General features: G+C 70.8%; 5 protein-coding genes. 3 read left to right on the top strand and 2 right to left on the bottom strand.

Annotated elements, in window-relative coordinates; translation table 11 throughout:
• A partial coding sequence (locus tag AB0M52_RS30160; RefSeq protein ID WP_363960763.1) for a class I SAM-dependent methyltransferase occupies window positions 1-790 on the bottom strand: 790 nt, incomplete at its 3' end.
• A 301-nt stretch (window positions 791-1091) separates the two neighbouring features.
• Here AB0M52_RS30160 and AB0M52_RS30155 point away from each other — a divergent pair.
• Both AB0M52_RS30155 and AB0M52_RS30150 read left to right on the top strand, forming a co-directional pair.
• A complete protein-coding gene (locus AB0M52_RS30155) occupies window positions 1092-2777 on the top strand; it encodes a condensation domain-containing protein (RefSeq protein WP_363960761.1) in 1686 nt (561 codons plus the stop codon).
• Between the two features lie 47 nt (window positions 2778-2824).
• Window positions 2825-4087 carry an MFS transporter gene (locus tag AB0M52_RS30150; RefSeq protein WP_363960759.1) on the top strand — a complete coding sequence of 421 codons (1263 nt, stop codon included), beginning with the start codon at window positions 2825-2827 and terminating at the stop codon, window positions 4085-4087.
• Here AB0M52_RS30150 and AB0M52_RS30145 read toward each other — a convergent pair.
• Window positions 3981-4244, bottom strand: a complete 264-nt coding sequence (locus tag AB0M52_RS30145) for a hypothetical protein (protein ID WP_363960767.1) — start codon at window positions 4242-4244, stop codon at window positions 3981-3983. The genes AB0M52_RS30150 and AB0M52_RS30145 overlap by 107 nt on opposite strands.
• Here AB0M52_RS30145 and AB0M52_RS30140 point away from each other — a divergent pair.
• A partial coding sequence (locus AB0M52_RS30140) for a polyketide synthase (RefSeq protein WP_363960765.1) occupies window positions 4135-5185 on the top strand: 1051 nt, incomplete at its 3' end. The genes AB0M52_RS30145 and AB0M52_RS30140 overlap by 110 nt on opposite strands.

The raw sequence follows: 5185 nt of genomic DNA, 5'->3' as shown, positions 1-5185 counted from the left end.
GCAGCGGGTCGCCGGGGAGCCGCCAGTACCCGTCCTCGCCCCGCGCCATCGACGGGAACCGCTGCCGCATGTCGAACGGCAGCTCACGGAGCCGGTCGATGCGCAGGCCGGCGTTGATGAGCGCGGTCGACAGGCTGCCGACGGACCACCGCCAGAAATACTCGGTGTGCGGCTCGACCGGCTTGAGATCGGCGTAGGTCTTCGCGACCTCCATCCGATTCGGACCGTCCTGGAACAGTGAGTAGGTAAGGCGCAACTCTCCGTCAATCTCGGTGAAGAGCGGCAGCACCGGGTGGATTTCCACGATGCACACCTTGCCGCCGGGTTTCAGGTAGGAAGCGGCGATCTCGGCCCACCGGTCCAAGTCGTGCATGAACACGAGCGCGCCGTAACTGGTGAAGACGATGTCGAACTTCTCGTCCAGCGCCTTCGGCAGCTCGAAGATGTCGCTGCGGATGAACCTGGTGTCCAACCCCAGCTCGGCGGCGATCGCACGGGCGCTCTCGATCGCCTCGTCGGACAGGTCGACGCCGGTGGCGCGGGCGCCCAGTCGGCTCCACGACATCGTGTCCAGGCCGAAATGGCATTGCAGATGCAGAAGCGATTTGCCGGTGACGTCACCAACTTCCTCGATTTCGATTCTCTGCACCGTGTTGCGACCGTTCTTGAAAGAGTCGACACCATAGAATTCGGTGTCGAGGTGCTCTTTCACGCGTAGATTCCAGCCATTTCTGTTGGCGGTTACGCATTCTTCGACGGAAGGGGTGACATCCGCTTCGGAAGTGGTCATAAAATGATCACCCTCGCTGGTCGCCGTTCGTGACCAACGCAATCTAACCGGCTGATCTGGACCCGTCAACGGTGTCCGGATGGCCCGACTTTGTGGCGTTGCAAGGGCCCTGTGGGTGATGTGTCGGCGGATGCCGGACACGATGCAACGCATCCGCTATGGTCAATTTCTTAAAATTTCGCGCCTCGTCCTTCTCCTTTCGCGGAGCCGGGAGTCATGGCATAATTCCCGACGTCGTGCATTCGATCATCGACTTTTTCGTGCCATGGATTTCCCACCGGCCGACGCATTCGGAGAGATTATGATCGACGGTGCAGCCGAGGTCGACGACGCAGGCCTTCTTTCGGTGTCGCCCGCCCAGGAATCGATGTGGTTCGCCCTGCAGCTCACCCCGGGCCCGGCCTACCACGTGCCGTACCGGATCCGGCTGGACGGGCCGCTCGACCCCGGCGCGCTGCGCGCCGCCCTCGGCGACCTGGTCGCGCACCACGACGCGCTGCGAGCCTCGTTCACGCTCACCGGCACCGAGCTGCGGCAGCGGGTCCGGCCGGCCGGCGCGTTCACACTGCCGGTCACCGACCTCGGCGCGCTGCCGCCCGACACCGCGACGGCGCGCGCGGAGGAACTGGCCCGGGCGCCGTTCGACCTGGCCGGCGGCCCACTGCTGCGGGCCGAGCTGCTGCGGTCGGCGCCGGACCGGCACGAACTGATCCTGGTCGTCCACCACCTCGTCTTCGACGGTGGGTCGGCGCGGGTGTTCTTCGCCCAGCTCGCCGAGGCGTACGCGGCCCGCGCCACGCACCGCACCCCGGAGCTGCCGCCGCACCCCGCGACGTACCCGGACCTGATCGACGCCCAGCGCACCCGTCCGAACGGCGCCGACCTCGCGTACTGGCGAGACCGCCTGCTCGACGCGCCACCGCCCGTAACCCTGCCCGGCTCCCCGGCCCCGGGCACCCCGGACGGGCTGCACCGCGTGCGCCTCACCCCGGACCTGGCCGACCGGGTCCGGGCCGCCGGCCGCCGGCACCGGTGCACGTCGTTCATGACCATGCTCGCCGCGTTCGCGGTGCTGCTGCGCACGCACACCGGCCGCACCGACGTGGTGATCGGGTCACCGGCCGCGGACCGCCGGCGCCCGGAGACCGCGCACGCGGTCGGCCTGTTCGTCAACATGCTGCCGTTGCGCGTGCCGATGACCGGCACGCCGGCCTTCGCGGATGTTCTCGCCGGGGTACGGGACGCGGTGCTGGACGGATTCGGTCACCAGATCCCGGTCGAGGACATCATCCAGGAGACGGGCCCGGCCCGGGGCACCGGACGCAGCCCTCTCTTCCAGGCCGTGTTCTGGCTGCATCCGGCGCAGGCCGAGCCGCCGGCCCTCGGCGACTGCCGCACCACCGTGGAGGAGATCTTCACCGGCGTCGCCAAGTACGACCTGACGCTCGGCGTCCGCGAGACCCCGGACGGCACGGTCTGCGACTTCTTCTACCGGGGTACGGTGCTGGATCCGGCCGGCGCGGACCGGCTCGCCGCCGCGTACCTGCGGCTCCTCGGCGCCCTGACGGATCCGGACGCGGTCCTTCCGGACCTGCCCACACCGGCCTCGACAGCCGCAACGACCACGGCCGCAACGACCCAGGGCGCAACGACCACGGCCACGCCGGTCGCGGAGTCGGCCGGACCGCTTGCCGGCCGGATCGCCGAGGTCTGGCGCGAGGTGCTGGACGTGCCGGTCGTCGGTCCGCAGGACAACTTCTTCGACCTCGGCGGCCATTCCCGGCTGATGCTGAGCGTCCGGGTCCTGCTCGCCGAGCGGCTCGGCGTCGAGGTGTCCATGCTGGACCTCTTCGACCACCCGACCGTCGCCGCGCTCGCCGGTCACCTGGCCGCCACCGCACCACCGGAGACGTCCGGCGACGATCCCGCGGAGCGCCGCCGCGCCGGCGCGCTCCGCCTCCGACAGGCGAAGGGGCAGCAGGAATGAGCGGGATTGCGAGCGAATCATCGGCTCAGCGTCGAGGTGAGTCCGACATGACGCGGGCACCGAGCCGGCTGGGTACGTTCGTGGCGCTCTGGCTGGCCGAGCTGGTGTCGCTGACCGGGACCGCGATGACCGGCTTCGCGCTCGGCGTCTGGGTCTACCGGACCACCGGATCCGCCACCCACTTCGCCGGCGTCGTGACTGTGCTCTACCTCCCGCAGGTGCTGGTCACGCTGGTCGGCGGTGTGCTCGCCGACCGGTACAGCCGGCGCCGGCTGATCCTGCTTGCCAACGCGGGCGGCGCTGCCGTGCTGGCCGCGCTGGCCGTCCTGGTCGCGGCGGATGCGCTGAGCGTGGCGCTGGTCTACGCGGTCACGTTCCTGGTCGCCACCTGCGGCGCCATCCAGTACCCGGCGTTCGCCTCCTCCGTACCGCAGCTGGTCCCGGAGCGTCTGCTGCCCCGCGCGAACAGCATGGTGCAGATGGCGAACGCGTCCTCCCGCCTGCTCGCCCCGGCGCTGGCCGCCCTGCTGATCCCGGTCGTCGGAATCCTCGGTGTGGTCCTCATCGACCTGGTCACGTTCGCCGCGATGGTGGTCGTCCTGGCGGTGATCCGGATCCCGCAGCCGGCCGCGACCGGGCAGGCCACCGGCGTCCGCCGGATCCTCGGCGACGTCGCCGCCGGCTGGGCCTACATCTCCCGCGAACGCGGCCTGCTGATCCTGCTCGGCTTCTTCTCGATCGCCAACATCGCCGCCGGCTTCACGCTCGCGCTGTTGCCCCCGCTGGTCCTGGAGTTCGGCACGCAGGGCGACCTCGGTCTCATCCTCTCCGCCGAGGGCCTGGGCTGGCTCGTGGGCGCCATCCTCATGATCGCCTGGGGCGGGCCGCGCCGCCGCATCCACGGCGTGCTCGGCGCCGGCATCGTCTTCGGCATCGGCATCGCGGTGCTCGGCGTGCGCGCCGCAGTCCCGGTCGTCGTGGCCGGCGTGCTCATCTACGCCCTGGCCCTGCCGGTGATCAACGCCTGCAACGCGACGATCTGGCAGGCCAAGGTGCCGGCCGACATGCTCGGCCGCGCGTTCGCGACGCTCCGCGTGGTGGCGCTCGCCTCGGTGCCGGTCTCCGCGCTCACCGCCGGAGTCCTGGCCGACACGGTCTTCACGCCGCTGCTCGGCGAGGAGCGCGGCATCGCCGGCCTGCTGATCACCGTCGGGCTGCTGCCGATCGCGGCCGGCATCGCCACGTACTTCTCCCGTCACGTCCGCGACCTCGAACGCGAGCCGGCTCCGGCAGTGGGAGCAGGTCGATGACGACTGCGCCGGACGAGCTCACCGGCTTGGAGATCGCGGTGATCGGCATGGCCGGCCGCTTCCCCGGCGCACCAGATTGCGCGCGTCTCTGGGAGACGGTCCTGGCCGGACGGGAACGGATCACCCGCACCGACCCGGACGGGCCCGGCCACGTCACGGCCTGGGGACGGCTGGACGACATCGACCGGTTCGACGCGGCCTACTTCGGCTACTCGCCGCGTGACGCCGCGCTGCTCGACCCGCAGCAGCGGATCTTCCTGGAGACCGCGCAGCACGCGCTGGAGGATGCCGGCCACCACAACGGCGGCCGTGCCCGGGTCGGCGTCTACGCGGGCAGCAGCATCAGCACCTACCTGCTGCGCAACCTGCTCGGCGGCACCACCAGCGCCGGCTACGGCGAACTGATAATCGCCAACGACAAGGACATGCTGGCGTCCCGGGTCTCCTACCACCTCAACCTCACCGGGCCCAGCGTGGCCGTGCAGACGGCCTGCTCGACCTCGCTGGTCGCGGTGCACCTGGCCGGGCAGGCGCTGCTGGCCGGCGAGTGTGAGATCGCGATCGCCGGCGGCGTCTCCGTCCAGCCGCCGCAGGGCGGGTATCACCCAGAGCCCGGCGGGGTGCTGTCCCCGCGCGGGGTCTGCCGGCCGTTCGACGCCACGGCCGACGGCATGGTCCCTGGCAGCGGCGCGGCCGCCGTGGTGCTCAAACCGCTGGCAGACGCGGTCCGCGACCGCGACACCGTGTACGCGGTGATCGCGGCCACCGCGGTCAACAACGACGGCGGCGACAAGGTCGGCTTCACCGCGCCCCGGATAGACGGGCAGGCCGAGATGATCCGGACCGCGCAGCGGCTGGCCGGCGTCGATGTCACCCGGATCGGGTACGTCGAGGCGCACGGCACCGCCACCCCGCTCGGCGACCCGATCGAGGTCGCCGCGCTGACCAGGGCATTCCGTGCCGCTACCGACCGGACCGGGTTCTGCGCGCTCGGGTCGGTCAAGGCGCTGATCGGTCACCTGGACGCGGCGGCCGGTGTGACCGGTCTGATCAAGACGGTGCTCGCGCTCCGCGCCGGCGTGCTGCCACCGAGCCCGT

The sequence above is a fragment of the Micromonospora sp. NPDC051296 genome (genome assembly GCF_040682255.1).
Taxonomy (GTDB): Bacteria; Actinomycetota; Actinomycetes; order Mycobacteriales; family Micromonosporaceae; genus Micromonospora; species Micromonospora craterilacus.
The sequence above is the reverse complement of the archived record's forward strand: the minus strand, read 5'-3'. Positions and strand labels throughout refer to the sequence as shown.

Coding starts and splice junctions, on each gene's coding strand:
- AB0M52_RS30155 (WP_363960761.1), top strand. CDS start 1,092: ATGATCGACGGTGCAGCCGAGGTCGACGACGCAGGCCTTCTTTCGGTG.
- AB0M52_RS30150 (WP_363960759.1), top strand. CDS start 2,825: ATGACGCGGGCACCGAGCCGGCTGGGTACGTTCGTGGCGCTCTGGCTG.